This window comes from Luteimonas sp. GW821-FHT14E02, from assembly GCF_058803905.1.
Window position 1 is genome coordinate 177,045 of the sequence record NZ_JBXAPK010000003.1, and the last position, 15,317, is coordinate 192,361.

Annotated in this window: 16 protein-coding genes; all 16 read right to left on the minus strand. The window is 64.8% G+C overall.

Annotated features, from left to right (window positions below):
* Positions 1 to 11: 11 nt before the first annotated feature.
* Positions 12 to 698: a DUF2461 domain-containing protein gene (locus AC1RNP_RS06450; protein WP_493050439.1), complete on the minus strand. Its 687-nt coding sequence runs from the start codon at positions 696 to 698 to the stop codon at positions 12 to 14.
* 77 nt (positions 699 to 775) lie between these two features.
* Positions 776 to 2,218, minus strand: coding sequence for an exodeoxyribonuclease I (gene sbcB / locus AC1RNP_RS06455; RefSeq protein WP_493050440.1), 1,443 nt, complete (start codon positions 2,216 to 2,218; stop codon positions 776 to 778).
* Positions 2,215 to 3,600: an FAD-dependent oxidoreductase gene (locus AC1RNP_RS06460; RefSeq protein ID WP_493050441.1), complete on the minus strand. Its 1,386-nt coding sequence runs from the start codon at positions 3,598 to 3,600 to the stop codon at positions 2,215 to 2,217. The genes sbcB and AC1RNP_RS06460 overlap by 4 nt, the downstream gene beginning before the upstream one ends.
* An 11-nt stretch (positions 3,601 to 3,611) precedes the next feature.
* The gene (gene kynU, locus AC1RNP_RS06465) at positions 3,612 to 4,895 is read right to left on the minus strand and encodes a kynureninase (RefSeq protein ID WP_493050442.1); all 1,284 of its coding nucleotides are present in this window, start codon (positions 4,893 to 4,895) and stop codon (positions 3,612 to 3,614) included.
* Positions 4,896 to 4,914: 19 nt separating this feature from the next.
* Positions 4,915 to 5,925 (minus strand): amidohydrolase family protein, encoded by a 1,011-nt coding sequence (locus AC1RNP_RS06470; RefSeq protein ID WP_493050443.1) that lies wholly within the window; start codon positions 5,923 to 5,925, stop codon positions 4,915 to 4,917.
* Positions 5,926 to 5,950: 25 nt separating this feature from the next.
* Positions 5,951 to 8,062, minus strand: a complete 2,112-nt coding sequence (locus AC1RNP_RS06475) for an FUSC family protein (RefSeq protein WP_493050444.1) — start codon at positions 8,060 to 8,062, stop codon at positions 5,951 to 5,953.
* A 13-nt stretch (positions 8,063 to 8,075) separates the two neighbouring features.
* Positions 8,076 to 8,621 carry a 3-hydroxyanthranilate 3,4-dioxygenase gene (locus tag AC1RNP_RS06480; RefSeq protein WP_493050445.1) on the minus strand — a complete coding sequence of 182 codons (546 nt, stop codon included), beginning with the start codon at positions 8,619 to 8,621 and terminating at the stop codon, positions 8,076 to 8,078.
* Positions 8,622 to 8,630: 9 nt separating this feature from the next.
* Positions 8,631 to 9,065, minus strand: a complete 435-nt coding sequence (locus AC1RNP_RS06485) for a RidA family protein (protein ID WP_493050446.1) — start codon at positions 9,063 to 9,065, stop codon at positions 8,631 to 8,633.
* Between the two features lie 12 nt (positions 9,066 to 9,077).
* Positions 9,078 to 9,788, minus strand: a complete 711-nt coding sequence (gene can / locus AC1RNP_RS06490; RefSeq protein WP_493050447.1) for a carbonate dehydratase — start codon at positions 9,786 to 9,788, stop codon at positions 9,078 to 9,080.
* On the minus strand, positions 9,785 to 11,212 hold the full coding sequence (locus AC1RNP_RS06495; protein ID WP_493050448.1) for an aldehyde dehydrogenase: 1,428 nt from the start codon (positions 11,210 to 11,212) through the stop codon (positions 9,785 to 9,787). The genes can and AC1RNP_RS06495 overlap by 4 nt, the downstream gene beginning before the upstream one ends.
* 122 nt (positions 11,213 to 11,334) lie before the next feature.
* Positions 11,335 to 12,120 (minus strand): SDR family oxidoreductase, encoded by a 786-nt coding sequence (locus AC1RNP_RS06500; protein ID WP_493050449.1) that lies wholly within the window; start codon positions 12,118 to 12,120, stop codon positions 11,335 to 11,337.
* A gap of 13 nt (positions 12,121 to 12,133) precedes the next feature.
* Positions 12,134 to 12,778, minus strand: a complete 645-nt coding sequence (locus tag AC1RNP_RS06505) for an FMN-binding negative transcriptional regulator (protein ID WP_493050450.1) — start codon at positions 12,776 to 12,778, stop codon at positions 12,134 to 12,136.
* A gap of 26 nt (positions 12,779 to 12,804) precedes the next feature.
* The gene (locus tag AC1RNP_RS06510) at positions 12,805 to 13,119 is read right to left on the minus strand and encodes a hypothetical protein (RefSeq protein WP_493050451.1); all 315 of its coding nucleotides are present in this window, start codon (positions 13,117 to 13,119) and stop codon (positions 12,805 to 12,807) included.
* An 11-nt stretch (positions 13,120 to 13,130) separates the two neighbouring features.
* Entirely contained in the window at positions 13,131 to 13,439 is a 309-nt protein-coding gene (locus AC1RNP_RS06515; RefSeq protein ID WP_493050452.1) for a hypothetical protein, read from the minus strand.
* 6 nt (positions 13,440 to 13,445) lie between these two features.
* Complete coding sequence (locus AC1RNP_RS06520; RefSeq protein WP_493050453.1) at positions 13,446 to 13,889, minus strand: type II toxin-antitoxin system VapC family toxin; 444 nt, start codon at positions 13,887 to 13,889, stop codon at positions 13,446 to 13,448.
* A gap of 24 nt (positions 13,890 to 13,913) precedes the next feature.
* Positions 13,914 to 15,314, minus strand: coding sequence for an asparagine--tRNA ligase (gene asnS, locus AC1RNP_RS06525; RefSeq protein WP_493050454.1), 1,401 nt, complete (start codon positions 15,312 to 15,314; stop codon positions 13,914 to 13,916).
* Between the last annotated feature and the right edge of the window lie 3 nt (positions 15,315 to 15,317).

The following is a 15,317-nucleotide window of genomic DNA, read 5'->3' on the forward strand; positions in this document are numbered from 1 at the left end:
TCTATCGCCTGTCAGAACTCAAGATCGAGCGCCGCGCACAGATAATCCACGAATGGCCCCAGCGTCTGCAGGTCCTTGGCCAGCGTCTGGCGCAGCTTCGGGCCGAGCATGACGCTGTCCTCGATGACGCGCGAAACGACGAAGTTCTTGTGTTTCAGATCGTCGATGAACTCGAAATCCGCCGGGAAGCCGTGCGGCGGCCGCACCAGCATCTCCTCGTCCTCGAGATCGAAGCGGCGCCGCAGCGCCGGCGCGTGCGCGGCCGCTTTCCAGCTGCCGGGATTGTTGAAGATGAATTGACGGATCTGCCGTTGCGTCGAGGTTTCCGGATGCCAGAGCCCCGCGCCGATGAAGCTGTTGCCCGGCTGCAGATGCAGATAGAACGACGGCGCCGGCACCTGCTTGCTGCGCGCATGGAACAGGCGCGCGCCCTGCCAGGTCTTGTATGGCGTCTTGTCGCTGGCGAAACGGGTGTCGCGCTGGATGCGGAACAGCGAGCCGCCGACGGTCTTGGGATCGGAACGGAAGTGCTCGCTAACCGTATGCAGATCGGGCTGAAGATCGGTCAACAGGCGCTGGAAGGGCTCGCGCACATGCGCGTCGTACTCCTCCTTGTGGGCGAGGAACCAGGCGCGTTCATTGTTGCGCGCCAGTCCGCGCAGGAATTTGAAGCTCTTGTCGGTGAAGTAGGTGGTCATAATCGCTCGGCATTCTTGTCGTCATTCCGTTCGTGCACGTCCGTTCGCGCATGAACGACGAAGCTCATGAAGCTCTCTCATTCCAACGATCGATGCAACTCCGCGCCCCAGGCCTCGAGCCGATCAAGGAGGATCTGCTTCGGGCCGTCGCCCGCGTGCGTGAGACGCAATGCGGCGATTTCCGCTCCGTACTGCGACAAGCTCAGTTCAGACAGACCTGATTCTTCGAGCAGGCGGTGCCGGCGGTATTCGTTCCAACGTGAGTGCTCGCTCGGGGTCAGGGTTTCAGGCCAGTTGCGGGCACGATAGCGGAACAGCAGTTCGGGCAATCGCCCATCCTGGAAGCCGAAATCGCGTGCCCCCATGGTCTGCGGCGGCGTCGCGCGTACATCCGCATATCGCCGCTTGTCGCCGTCGCCGATGAAGCCGTCGTAGAGGGCGGCATCGACGTCGGATGGTTCCCGCTCCTGCGTGGCGGCGAAGACGCGCCGCACTTTCTCGGCGAGTTGAGGCGCGGATTCGCGCAGACGCGCGGCGCGCTTTTCGACGAGAGCCGGATCGATGTTCAGGCGCTGGAAATCCTGCTCACGCAGGTGCGCCCACTCGATCAGGGCGGGGCAGCGGTTGAGATGCACTTCCTTCAAGGGAATGCGTGTCTCGCCCTCGGGCAGGTCGGCGTTGCGGATGTAGAGCCTGTCGGCGATGGCGTCGGCGTCGAGATCGAGCAGTGCCTCGGGCTCGCTGTCGAGATCGAACACGATCACGCGGTTGTCGATGCGCGGATGCCGCGCGAGCGGCAACACGGCCGCCGCGCACAGGCGTGCCGCCGGATAACGCTGCGAAACGTGGAGTACAGGGGGCTGTCCGACAAGATCGAGCAGGGAGGCCGCAAAGCGCTTGTCGCGCAGACGCAGCGCATAGTCCCAGAGCCGTGGCTGCGCATGCTTGAGCTTGCGCGCCATGCCGATCAGGGCGCGCACGTCCGACAGCGCCTCGTGGGCATCGCCGATACGCACGTCGTTGGCGGAGGCCAGGTGTTCCAGGCGAAACGAAGTCGCGCCATCGTCGCGCTGTGGCCAGACGATGCCCTCGGGCCGCAGCGCATGCGCGAGACGCATTACGTCCAGAAGATCCCAGCGCGAGTTGCCGCCACGCCATTCGCGTTCGTAAGCATCATAGAAATTGCGGAAAAAACCGTAGCGGATGAATTCGTCGTCGAAGCGCAGCGAGTTGTAGCCTAGCGTGCAGGTTTCCGGCTGCGACATTTCCTCGGCGATCCTGGCGAACGCTTCGGCTTCCGGGATGCCGTCGCGCAGCGCATCCTGCGGCGCGATGCCAGTGACCAGCGAGGCGATCGGGGTGGGCAGGAGATCGTCGGCGGGGCGTACGAAGAAATCGATCGGCTCGTCGATCTCGTTGAGATCGGCATCGGTGCGGATCGCGGCGAACTGGGCGATGCGGCTGCGGCGCGGATCGGTGCCGAAGGTTTCCAGATCGTAGAAGAGGAAGCTCGCGCTCACGCCGTATCCTGCAATGGTGTCAGGCGTGCCAGCACTTGCGCATCGACCGCGGCCCAGTCGACGCCATCCAGCGAATCCAGCCCGTGCGTGGCTTCGATGAGGATTTCGCGCTGGATGTCGCTGCGCTCCAGGGCCACCGCATACGGAATCCGCATGAAGGTGACCATGGTGTAGTGCGGCACGAAGCGGCCGGGATGACGTTCCTGCAGGGCGCGTTCGAGATCCCGTTGCAGGAGGAAGTCGGCATCGTCGACGCGATCGCGCATTTCCAGGTAATTCTCCAGCGCCATCTGCTGGATCGCGGCCGCGTTTGGCTTGCGCTCGGCTTCGAATGCGGCGAAAGCGGCCGCGAGGTCCGCGGTTCCATTGTTTGCATGCGCGTCCAGGTGCCGTGCCAGCGCCACGCAGTCCTCGAACGCGCAATTCATGCCCTGGCCGTGGAACGGCACCATCGCGTGCGCGGCATCGCCGAGCAGCACCGCGCGGCCATCCAGGTGCCAGCGATCGAGGTAAAGCGTCGCCAGCAGGCCCGGCGGATTCTTGGCCCAATCCTTCCTGAGGTCGGGGATCAGCGCCAGCGCGTCGGCGAAATCGCGCTCGAACAAGGCGACGGCGTCGTCCGGCGTCTTCAACGTGGCGAAGCTGGGGCCATCGTGGCCAGGTGTCGACTCGTTGGGGAGGAACAGCGTGACCGTGAAGGTCTTCTCGTCGTTCGGCAATGCGATGCACATGTAGTGCCCGCGCGGCCAGATGTGCAGGGCATTCGGCTCGATGCGGAAACTACCGTCCGGCGTGGGCGGGATTTCGAGTTCCTTGTAGGAATGATCAAGGAATTCGCTGCGTTCGCCGAGGGGGCAATACGCGTTCATCGTCGCACGCAACGCGGAGCCGGCACCGTCGGCACCCACCAGCGTCGGCGCGGAGACTTCGTGGCGCGTGCCATCGCGATCGTCGATGAAGCGGGCGAGGCCAGCATCGAAATCAACACCTTCCAGGCGTCGGTGGAAATGCAGATTGGCGCCCGCACGCGTAGCCAGATCGAGCAGGGTGATGTTGAGATCGCCGCGATGCACCGACCAGATCACTTCGGAATCGTCACGCCCGTAACGCTGCAGCTGCACGCGACCGTCGAGGAAGTGCACCATGCGGCCGCGCATCATGACGGCCTGTCGCATCACCGCATCGTCGGCATCGGCCTGCCGAAGGGCGTGGCGGCCGCGCTCGGCCAGAGCGAGATTGATCGAGCGGCCGCCTTCGTAGCCCTTCACGCGCGGATCGCCGCGCTTCTCGAACACGTCGACTTGCCACCCGCGCCGTGCCAGCAACGTCGCGAGCAGGGCGCCCGCCAGACCGGCGCCGATGATGGTCAGGGACTTACTCATCAGAAGCTCGCTCATGGGGTACGCCAGGCTTCCACTGCGCGGACGAAACGCATGACGTCGGCGTGGGTGTTGTAGAGCGGAACGGGGGAGATGCGGATCACGTCGGGCTCGCGCCAGTCACCGAGGACGCCTTCGCGGGCGAGGAACTCGAAGAGCGAGCGGCCGGCTTCGCGTCCGTTCACGACGCGCAACGAAAGCTGGGCGCCGCGTTGCTCGGGATCGGCTGGCGTGGCGATCTGCAAAACGCCGGTCAACCGCTCATGGATCAACGCTTCGAGATAGCCGGTCAACCGCTTGGATTTTTCACGCAATGCGGGCATTCCGGTCTGCGCGAACAACTCCAGTGATCCGCGCAGCGGTGCCAGGCCGAGAATCGGCGGATTGCTCAACTGCCAGCCGTCGGCGCCGGATGTGGGCGAGAAATCGGGTCCCATGCGGAAGCGCGTGGCCTGATCGTGTCCCCACCAGCCAGCGAAACGCGGGCGGTCCGTGCGCGCATGGCGTGCATGCACGAAGCAGCCGGCCACCGCGCCTGGGCCGGAATTCATGTATTTGTAGTGGCACCACACCGCGAAATCCGCGTCGCTGTCGTGCAGTCGCAGCGGCAGATTGCCGACGGCGTGGGCGAGGTCGAATCCCACCACGGCGCCAGCCGCGTGCCCGAGCCGCGCGATCTCGGCGAGATCGAATGCCTGTCCGGTCCGGTATTGCACGCCGGGCCAGACGATGAGGGCAAGGCGAGGTCCGTGCTCGGCGATCGCGCGCGCGATCGCCTGCATCGAGAACGTACCGTCGGGTGCGTCGGGTTGAAGCTCGATCAGATCGGTCGCCGGATCGAAGCCGTGGAAACGCACCTGCGATTCGAGCGCGTAGCGATCGGAGGGAAACGCCCCGGCTTCCATCAGGATCGCCGGACGCTCGCGCGTGGGGCGGTAGAAGCTCACCATCATCAGGTGCAGGTTGGCGGTGAGCGAGTTCATCGCCACGACTTCGGACGGTTCCGCGCCGACCACCGCCGCGAGCGGATCGCGCACGAGTTCGTGATACGGCATCCACTGCGCCTGTCCGGTGAAATGCCCCTCGACGGCTTCCATCGCCCATTTGCTCAGCACTTCCTCGACGTGGGCGCGCGCCGTTCTTGGCTGCAATCCGAGTGAGTTGCCGCAGAAGTAGGCCTGATCGTGGCCGTTGTGTTTCGGGATGAGGAACTGGTCGCGAAATCCGCGCAGCGGATCGGCGGCATCCTGTGCTTGCGCGTAATCGTCTGAGAAGAGTTCGGTCAAAGTGGATTCCATGCGAACGGCGCTCGGCAACTCATGCGAAGCGCGATTTGGACAGGCCGAGCCATTCCAGCGCAGTGCCGTGATAGAGCCGTGCCTGGCCTTCTTCGTCGAGCGTGAGCGCGGCGATGCCGGCGCCGGGCTCCTGCTCGCCGAGCGGGAAGGGATAATCGGTGCCGAGCATCACGCGCTCCGCGCCGCAGGTTTCGAGCAGATAGCGCAGCGCGCGTGGATCGGCGACCCAGGAGTCGAAGTACAACCGGCCGAGATAGTCGCGCGGATTGCGCGGATTGTCGGTCGCGACGAGATCGGGGCGCATGTTGAAACCATGCTCGATGCGGCCGATGGTGTAGGGGAAGCTGCCACCACCGTGCGCCAGGCAGATCTTGAGTTTCGGCAGCCGCTCCAGCACGCCACCGAAGATCAGGCAGCAAGCCGCGCGCGATTGCTCGGCCGGCATGCCCACCAGCCATGGCAGCCAGTATTTCGGCATCGACTCGCTGCCCATCATGTCCCAGGGGTGCACCAGGATCGCGGCGCCGAGATCGCTGGCGGCTTCGAAGAATTCGAACAGCTCCGGCGCGTCGAGGTTCCATGCCCCGATGTGCGAGCCGATCTGCACGCCCTGCAGGCCGAGCTGGTCCATGCAGCGTTCGAGTTCCTGCACCGCCAGTCGCGGCGACTGCATCGGCACCGTGCCGATGCCGGCATAGTGGCGCGGATGCGAGCGGCAGGTTTCGGCCATGTGATCGTTGAGCGCCGCGTGCAAGTCCAGCGCCTGGTTGGGCTTGGCCCAATAACTGAACATCACCGGCACGGTGCTGATCACCTGCACCTGCACGCCGAAGCGGGCGTAGTCGTCGATGCGTTCCTGCGCGTCCCAGGTCTTCGACCAGATCTCGCGGAAGAACTTGCCGTCCTTGTAGATGCGATGGCGGCCATCCTCGGTGTGATGGATCACCGGGAAGCGCTCGTCGCCGTATTTCTTCGCCAGATCGGGCCAGTCCCGCGGCAGGTAGTGGGCGTGGGTGTCGATCTTGAGCATGGTTCGGATTCTACATGCGCCGCCTCTACGCGGTCGCCATGGAGTTGGCCGTAGTGCCTGACGCCGTTTCGCGCTGCAGCAAATGCGCCAGCGTGTCGATCGCGTCGACGATGCGGTCGCAGGCGTCGGCCAGGGCGATGCCTGTGGCACCGGCGTCGGTCAGGCGGGCGAGGGCGTCGGAGAGCTGTCGCTCCGAAGGCCGCAATGACGGGAGCGTCAGCGGCCGGTCCTCGCGCAGGGCATCGACGACCTTGCCCAATGCCCGGTCGGCCTGTTCGGCGAACGCATCGAGTTCGGGCATGCGTGGCAACCCCGTTTCGTCGCGGAGCAAGGCCTCCAGCGACAGCGTCGCGCGGATCAGCCGGTGCGCGTTGGCCAGGAACGATTCCGCCCAGGCCAGCTGCACCTTCGCCGGACCGCGCTTGGGTTCGGCGCGCAGCCGTTCCAGCGATGCCAGGGCATTGGTCCGGGCCGCGCGCGCGGCGCTGCGGGTTTCGTAGAGCGCGGCGAAATCCCGGCCGAGCACCGCGCGAACGTGGTCGCGATAGGCATCGATCAACGTCGCCATCGCGTTGGCGATGCGGCGGCCTTCCCAGGTCGGCCAGAGCGCATAGGCGATCAGTGCCAGCACACTACCGAGCACGGTGCCGACAATGCGCATTTCGACCGCGTCGGCCGGCGCGATGCCTTCGAACGAGAGCAGCAGCACCAGCATTGCGGTCAGCATCGCCACGCCGATTGCATAGTTCACTTGCACCAGCAGGCGGAACACGAAGCACAGTACCGCCATCAGCGCCAACCGCAGCGCCACGCCCTCCATGGCGACGTGGGCGATGGCGGTGCCGATCAGCAGGCCGATCAAGGTGCCGACGACGCGCAGCATTCCAAACTGCATCGTCCCGCCAAAATCGGGTTTGAGCACGATCGCGGCGGTCATCGGAATCCACACACCGTGCGGAATCTGCAGCATCCGTTCGCAGGCCACCGCCACCCCGATGCAGACGGCGCTGCGTAGCGCATGCCGCAGCGCGATCGACGACAGCTTGAGGTTGGCGCGCAGCGTCCGCAGCGGATTGCCTGGGCGCAGCGCGGCGGGCAGGCGCGCCTCGGCGAGTTCGGCACGGATCTCGCCACGGCTGCTGGCCCAGTCGCTGTTGCGCACCAGCGAGCGCAGCTGGCCGGCGAGGCCCTGCGCGCGCGCCAGCGCGATGCGCGAGAGGCGGCGGTCGCGCGGATCGGCGAGGTCGCGGCGCGACTGCGCCAGCGTTTCGACCAGGATGTCGAAACCGGCGATGTCGCGTTCGGCGCGCTGGGGAGGTTCCGCGTTGTACATCGCTTCGGCCAGATGTCGCAGGACGGCGTCGGATGCTTTGAGGATGGCGTCGATGCGCGCGAGCACCTCACGCTCGCGAATGCGGGCGTGCAGGTCGCCGAGAGAGAGCAGGTCGATGCGCACGCGCTCGCACAGTTCGGCGATGATGCGGAACGACTGCACCGCCATGCCGCGCGAGCGGTGTTCGCCGTGCAACAGCTGAAGGGCTTCCGTGGCCGCCTGCGTGACGGGCGGTGGCTGCGATGAGTCGGGGCGCGTGCGTGCGGTTTCGGCCAGTTGTTCCAGGACCGTGGCCAATGCGAAGCGCTCTGGCCGGTAACGCTGCAAGGGCCAGGCGGCGACGGCCATCAGCATCTGCAGCAATCCGCCAGTGAGGATCAGTGCGGCGACGCCGGGCGCGTGGCCGGGCGAGAGATGCATCTCCGCCGTGATCATCATCACGATGGTGTTGGTGAGGCCGACACGCGCGGCAACCGGTCCCAGCGCCACGAGCAGCCCGCCGATCGCGCCGAACAATGCCGCGACGATGACGAATGCTCCGGTGTACGGCCCGACCAGGATGCCGACCAGCGCGGCGAGACCGGCGGAAGCGGCCGCCAGGAACATCCGCTGCATGCGCAGCCGGTAAGGCCCGGGCAGGTCGGTGAACATCGTGTTGAGCGCGCCGACCGTCATCGCCAGGCCGGCCGGGATCTGATCGATGGCGACGCCCACCGCAAGCGGCGCCACCACCGTGACCGTGTTGCGCAAGGCGACCCGGGTGGGAACGTCGCGCGGTTGGAAGGCGATCAGCGAGCGCAGCACGACGATGCGGCGCTCAGGTGTCCGGGAATTCGTACTTCGCCGGCGCCGGATTCAGGTGCCCGCATTGCTGGCAGGTGCGATGCTCGCGCGAGGAATAGAAGCGCTCGAACACTGGCGGGAAATCCTTCTCGATGTCGCGCAGGAAGAAATATTCCTCGTACAGCTTGTGGTTGCATTTCTCGCAGAACCACAACAGGCCATCGTCCTCGTGGGGCAGGCGCTTGCGTTCGATCACCAGGCCGACCGAGTTGGGCATGCGCTGCGGCGAATGCGGCGTGCGCGGCGGCAGCAGGAAGATTTCACCGGCCTTGATCGGGATGTCGCGCACTTTCCCGTGGCTTCCATCGAATTCGTCCTGGATGCGCAACACCATCTCGCCCTCGAGCTGGTAGAACCACTCCGGACCTTCGTCCCAGTGATAATCGGTGCGTTGGTTGGGGCCGCCGACCACCATCACGATGAAATCGCCGTCGTAGATGCACTTGTTGCCGACCGGCGGCTTCAACAGGTGGCGGTGTTCGTCGATCCACTTCTGGAAATTGAGGGGGGCGGGGAGCATGGCTGAGTCCTATGCGGGGGGCGCCTTCACAACGGCGATGCACTTCAGTTCGATCGCGATCGGCGTCGGCAGCGCCGTGATGCCGAGGGTGGTGCGGCAGGGCGCGGTGGCCGGATCGGGGAAATATTCGGCCCAGATGGCGTTGTAGGTGCGGAAGTCGCGCGTCATGTCGGTGAGGTAGACGGTGACGTCGACCAGATCCTCCCACCGCGCACCACTGGCTTCCAGGACCGCGCGCACATTGGCGAACACAGCGCGCGTCTGCGCCTCGATGTCGTAACTCTGCACGCGGCCGTCTGCGTACAGGACATTGCCCGGAATCTCGTCGCTGGCGGGATTGCGCGGGCCGATACCGGACAGGAACAGCAGATCGCCGACACGTCGCGCATGCGGGTAGGCGCCCACTGGCTTCGGCGCGGTATCGGTGCGAACGACCTGGTTCATCACTGTGGACTCCTACTCATCGCGCCGTCCCTTCAACGGGATGGCGGCAAGCGCCGCCTGGTAGGCGCCGGCGACCTCGTCTGCACCGGCCACATCGATCGACAGCTCACGCACGCGGCCATCGGCGAGGCTGTACACCCAGCCGTGCACGGACAACGTCTGCCCGCGTGCCCAGGCATCCTGCACGATGGTGGTCTGGCAGACGTTGAGCACCTGTTCGATCACGTTCAGTTCGCACAGTCGCGCATGGCGCAGCGATTCCGGTTCCACCTGCGCCAGCAGGCCTTCGTGCTTCTGGATCACGTCGCCGACGTGGCGCAGCCAGTTGTCCGCCAATCCGACACGGGTGCCGGTCAGCGAGGCATGCACGCCGCTGCAGCCGTAGTGTCCAACAATCAGGATGTGTTCGACCTTGAGCAGGTCGACGGCGAACTGGATCGTGCTCAGGCAGTTCAGATCGGTATGCACCACCAGGTTGGCGACGTTGCGGTGCACGAACACTTCGCCGGGATCGAGTCCGAGAATCTGGTTCGCCGGCACGCGCGAGTCGGAGCAGCCGATCCAGAGATATTTCGGCGACTGTTGCTTTGACAGACGCTCGAAGAAGCCCGGGTCCTCGCGGCGGACGCGCTCGGCCCAGTCGCGGTTGTTGCGCAGCAGATCTTCGAGAGTGTTCTGGGTGGGGCTGCCCTTGGGAGGAGGGCTCTTGGGAGGCGTGCTCACGTCAAGGAAATTCCAACGTTCTTGGGTTCGGTGAAGAAGCGCATCGCTTCGAATCCGCCCTCGCGGCCGAGGCCCGACTGGCCCATGCCGCCGAAGGGCGTGCGCAGGTCGCGCATCAGCCAGGTGTTGATCCAGACGATGCCGGCGCGGATGCCAGTGGCGATGCGATGGGCGCGATTGAGATCGCGCGTCCAGATCGACGCGGCCAGACCGTAATCGGTGGCATTGGCCAGTCGCAGCGCCGCATCGTCGTCATCGAAAGCCTGCAAGGTGACGACGGGGCCAAAGATTTCCTCGCGATTGCTGAGGCTGTCCGGGCCCAGGCCTTCGATGACCGTCGGCGTCACGAACCAGCCGGGGCGGTCGAGTGCCTGTCCGCCGCAAAGCACATGGCCGCCTTCCGCGCGTGCCCGTGCGATGGCCGCCACCACCTTGTCGAAATGCACCTGCGAGACCAGCGGGCCAAGCCGCGCATCCGAATCCATCGGATCGCCCACGCGCAGCGCAAGCACGCGTTCGACGAACGCGTCGCGGAATTCGTGATAGATGCCGCGCTCGATCAGGAGGCGCGAGCCGCACAGGCAGATCTGACCGCTGTTCTGGAACGCGGAACGCACCAAGGTATCGAGATTGTCGCGCCAATCGCTGTCGGCGAACACGAGTGTCGGATTCTTGCCGCCGAGTTCGAGCGACACCTTCTTCAGCATGGGGGCAGCGATGCCGGCGATGTGGCGACCTACCGCGGTGCTGCCGGTGAAGGAAACCGCCTTGATCGCTTCGTGCGTGACGATCGCCTCGCCGACTTCCGGTCCCAGGCCGTGCACGATGTTGAGCACGCCGCGCGGAAACTTGATGTCGGCGGCCAGCTCGCCCAGCAGCGTCGCGGTGAGCGGCGTGATCTCGGACGGCTTGGCGACGACGGTATTGCCCGCGGCCAACGCCGGCGCGATCTTCCATGTAAACAGGTACAGCGGCAGATTCCACGGCGAGATCGTGCCGATCACGCCGAGCGGCTGTCGCAGCGTGTAATTCAGACCGGCCTGGCCGTGGTGCGATTCGCTGGCGAACTGCGTAGCGGCGTGGGCGAAGAAGCGCAGGTTGGAGATCGCGCGCGGGATTTCGACATCGCGCGCCAGCGCATAGGGTTTTCCGCCATCGCGCGATTCCGCATGCGCGTAATCGTCCAGGCGGGCCTCCAGCGCCGTCGCCAGCGTTTCCAGCCAATGCGCGCGCTCGCTGTTGGGCAGGCGCGACCATGCGGGGAAGGCATCCTCGGCAGCCGTGACGGCCTTGGCGACGTCCGCCGCGTTTCCGGCGGCGACTTGTGCGTAGGCCTGGCCGGACGCCGGATCGAAGACTTCAAGCCAGCGACCGCTGCCGGAAGCCTGAGCCTTGCCGTCGATCCAGTGGGTCAGTCGCTGCATGTGCCTAGCTTAAAGCACGACGGTGAACGCTGCGCGGAAGGATGTCGGGGATCCTTCCATGGCCGTCATCCCAGCGATAGCCTGGATGACGAGAAGTGGAGTCGAATAATCAGCGACAGGTATCAGATCGAATTCATCCGCCCGCCATCCACGGCCAGGCTCACGCCATTGATGTAGGCCGCGGCGGGAGAGCAAAGGAAGGCGATCACGCCACCGGTTTCCTCGGGACTGGCGAAGCGCCCGGCCGGAACGCTGGCCCGCATCGTCGCCAGGACTTCATCGATCGTCTTGCCGCTCGCGCGGCTGCGATCCTGCACGATCTGTTCGACCCGGGCGGTTTCGGTGTAGCCCGGCAACACGTTGTTGACGGTAATGCCGTCGCCGGCGAGTTCGCGCGATAAGGTCTTGGCCCAGCTCGCCACCGCGCCACGCGTCGTGTTCGATACGCCGAGGCCCGCGATCGGTTCCTTCACCGAAGTCGAGACCACGTTGACGATGCGTCCCCAGCGCGCCGCGCGCATGCCGGGAAGCACCGACTGCACCAGCACGTGATTGGCGATCAGATGCTTGTTGAAGGCATCGAGATATGCGGCCATGTCTGCCTCGTGAGCCGCTCCGCTGGGCGGTCCGCCGGTGTTGTTGACGAGGACGTGCACGGGCTTTCGCGCCGCCAGCGCCTGCACCTTGGCGCGCAGGTCTTCGGTTTGCGAGACATCCGCGGCCAGCCAACCATGCTGCTGCGTATCGTAGCGGGGCAGGGCGGCGGCGACTGTCTCCAGCACTTCCGCCCTGCGTGCCAGCACCGTGACATCGGCGCCGAGCAGGGCGAGTTCGTGCGCCGCGGCCCGGCCGATTCCTTCGGAGGCACCGCAGACCAGGGCGTGCTTGCCGGCGAGGTTCAGATCCACGACGTCGCTCCGTTCACTTTGTCTCCTCTCCCGTGCGCGGGAGGGCATGTTCGCGCATGAGCGCGGCGACTGCTTTCGCGCCGGCATCTTCGCGTGCGGCAAGCGCGTCGGTAACGGCGCGACGATTGGCGTCCGGATGATTCTGGCTGAGCTTGAACTTCAACTCGATGCGCGCGGGCACGAAGCGGAACCCGATGATGCCGCGCAACTGCACGCGGTGATCCTCGCGCTCCGGCTCGAAGCGCCAGTCGCTGCCCGACAAGGTTTCAAATTGCACGCTCAGTCTGTCGACGATATCCGCGAGTCCGGCTTCATCCTCGAACCGTTCGAGCCGGCCCGACAGATGCGCCACCACGTAATTCCAGGTCGGTACCCGTGCGGCGGGCTCCTTGTCCGGATACCAACTCGGCGAGACGTAGGCATGCGGGCCATGCACGATCATCAATGCGTTTTCCGCATGCCGTGTCTGCGGGTTCGGCCTGGCCCAATGGCCTTCGATCAGGACGGACGCCTCCGTGCGGCGATACAGCACCGGCAGATGACTGGCGAAGGGCAGGCCGTCGGTGTCGTTGGTGATCAGGGTGACGAAAGGATCGCTGGCGAACAGCGCATCCAGATGATTCAGGTCGGTCGTGGCGAAGGCGCGGGGCGTGTACATACTGATTACTAGCAGGCGGGCGACCGTCAGGCGCGGCTGCCCAGTTTCTGCACCATGTGCTCGCGCAGGTGCTCGTCGTCGCGGGCGTGGGGCGGGACGATCTCGTCGAGACTGAAGCCGCGCGCGAGCGCGTCCTCCTCGTCGAGGCCGTCGAAGGCAACGAACTCGGCGTCCATCAGCGCGGCGCGGGCACTGTCCTCGCTGTCGTAGACCAGCGTGTTGCCGTCGCTGTCGAACACCGCCGCGGTACCGGCCTCGCGCACGCTCATGCGCACCCAGACGAGGGTGCGGCCAAGGGTGGCCAGCCACCATTCCACGCGCTCGGATTCGTTCGTGTTCATGTCGATCTCGTTCATGCCGGCAGCACCAGGGACACCAGCCAGAGCAGGCCCGCGCAGACCAGTCCACCGAGGATCGTCATCAACGACAACCGGGCGGGGGTGGCGAGGCCGGTGAATTGCGGGTCGACGATCTGGCGATAACGTCCGCTCAGCAGCCAGCCGAGCGCGGACGGCTTCAGGAAGGCGCCTTCGCCGAATCGTGCGCGCACCTCGGTATGCCGGTCGCGCAGATGTACCAGCGCCAGCGGCCAGAAGATCACGAAAGCGCAGGCGCCGGCGATGGCGGCGGCGACGAAGAGCAGGGCGAAGAATAGAATCACTGAGTCCTACGAAATGTCGTTGGCATAGCTCATGTCTAAGAACTGATCAACGCTAATGGCGGTTACGCCAAACTTTGATGCATGCCTAAGAATTTGTTTGTCATTTGTAATCAAAGGGGCATTGTGACGCTTAGCTAAAGATATAAAGACTCTGTCTGGCCCTTTGATAGCCGAAGAAATTGATGCCGAGTGCGTCGACAAAAATAATTCTTTGGTTACATCTTCTGGTTCGATCATAAGTGAGCCAGTGCTCATATTGTGTTGCTTTCTTTTCTCTGGGTGCATGAGATAAGCGTACATGTCCCACAATGCAGTGGCTGGCGCGATAATTGTGTAGCTTTCATTAGAAAGTCTTTCGATTAACTGATTGCATCGGTTGAAGTTGTCGTCATTTGAATTCGTTACTGTGATTAAGACATGCGAATCCAGCACAACCTTTGGCCGAGTCATAAGCGTATATCCCTAAATTCGCAGTCAAAATTCCGCATTCCCAGGCGCACGCGGATAGGGAATCGCATCACGAATATTCGACAACCCGCACACATACACCACCAGCCGCTCGAACCCGAGTCCGAAGCCGGCATGCGGCACGGTGCCGTAACGACGGAAATCGCGATACCAGCCGTAATGCGCGGGATCGAGCCCGAACTGCGCCATGCGCGCATCGAGCACGTCCAGGCGTTCCTCGCGCTGCGAGCCGCCGATGATCTCGCCGATGCCGGGCGCCAGCACGTCCATCGCCGCCACCGTCTTGCCGTCGTCGTTCAGGCGCATGTAGAACGCCTTGATGTGCTCGGGATAATTGGTGACCACGACCGGGCGGCCGACGTGCTGCTCGGTGAGCCAGCGCTCGTGCTCGGTCTGCAGATCCAGGCCCCATTCCACCGGGAAGTCGAACTTCTGCCCCGACTTCTGCAACAACGTGACGGCATCGGTGTAGTCGATGCGTTCGAACGGCGCATTGACGAAGGCCTCCAGGCGCGAAATCGCATCCTTCTGCACGCGTTCGGCGATGAAGGCCATGTCGTCACCGCGTTCGGCGAGCACGGCGCGGAACAGGTATTTGAGGAATTCCTCGGCCACGCGCGCGTCCTCGGCCAGATCGGCGAAGGCGATCTCCGGCTCGACCATCCAGAACTCGGCGAGGTGGCGGGTGGTGTTGCTGTTCTCGGCGCGGAAGGTCGGGCCGAAGGTGTAGACCTTGCTCAGGCTCAAGCAGTAGGCCTCGACGTTGAGCTGGCCGGACACGGTGAGGAAGGTTTCCTTGCCGAAGAAATCGCGCGAGAAGTCCACCGCGCCATCCTTGTCGCGGGGCAGGTTGGCCAGATCGAGCGTGGAGACGCGGAACATCTGGCCGGCGCCTTCGGCGTCGGAGGTGGTCACGATCGGCGTGCTGATCCAGTAGTAGCCGTTCTCGTGAAAGTAGCGGTGCACGGCCTTGGCCAGGCAGTCGCGGATGCGGGTGACCGCGCCGAACAGGTTGGTGCGCGGACGCAGGTGCGCCACTTCGCGCAGGAATTCCAGCGAATGCGCTTTCGGCTGGATCGGATAGGTTTCCGGATCTTCCACCCAGCCGACGACCTCAAGCTTCTCGGCCTGGATCTCGAAACTTTGTCCCTGGCCCTGCGAGGCGACCAGGCGGCCGGTGGCGATCACCGCGCAGCCGGCGGTGAGACGCTTCACTTCGTCCTCGTAGTTGGGCAGCGTGTCCGGCGCCACCACCTGGATCGGCGCGAAGCACGAACCGTCGCTGACGTTGACGAAGCTCAATCCGGCCTTGGAGTCGCGCCGGGTCCGGACCCAGCCGCGCACTGTGACTTCGCCGCCTTCCGGCACCTTGCCGGCCAGCGCATGTTCGACGCTCAACGTGGTCATGCC

Coding starts and splice junctions, on each gene's coding strand:
- AC1RNP_RS06495 (WP_493050448.1), bottom strand. CDS start 11,212: ATGCAGCGACTGACCCACTGGATCGACGGCAAGGCTCAGGCTTCCGGC.
- AC1RNP_RS06470 (WP_493050443.1), bottom strand. CDS start 5,925: ATGCTCAAGATCGACACCCACGCCCACTACCTGCCGCGGGACTGGCCC.
- kynU (WP_493050442.1), bottom strand. CDS start 4,895: ATGGAATCCACTTTGACCGAACTCTTCTCAGACGATTACGCGCAAGCA.
- AC1RNP_RS06505 (WP_493050450.1), bottom strand. CDS start 12,778: ATGTACACGCCCCGCGCCTTCGCCACGACCGACCTGAATCATCTGGAT.
- AC1RNP_RS06480 (WP_493050445.1), bottom strand. CDS start 8,621: ATGCTCCCCGCCCCCCTCAATTTCCAGAAGTGGATCGACGAACACCGC.
- AC1RNP_RS06460 (WP_493050441.1), bottom strand. CDS start 3,600: ATGAGTAAGTCCCTGACCATCATCGGCGCCGGTCTGGCGGGCGCCCTG.
- asnS (WP_493050454.1), bottom strand. CDS start 15,314: ATGACCACGTTGAGCGTCGAACATGCGCTGGCCGGCAAGGTGCCGGAA.
- AC1RNP_RS06520 (WP_493050453.1), bottom strand. CDS start 13,889: ATGACTCGGCCAAAGGTTGTGCTGGATTCGCATGTCTTAATCACAGTA.
- AC1RNP_RS06510 (WP_493050451.1), bottom strand. CDS start 13,119: ATGAACACGAACGAATCCGAGCGCGTGGAATGGTGGCTGGCCACCCTT.
- AC1RNP_RS06485 (WP_493050446.1), bottom strand. CDS start 9,065: ATGAACCAGGTCGTTCGCACCGATACCGCGCCGAAGCCAGTGGGCGCC.
- AC1RNP_RS06450 (WP_493050439.1), bottom strand. CDS start 698: ATGACCACCTACTTCACCGACAAGAGCTTCAAATTCCTGCGCGGACTG.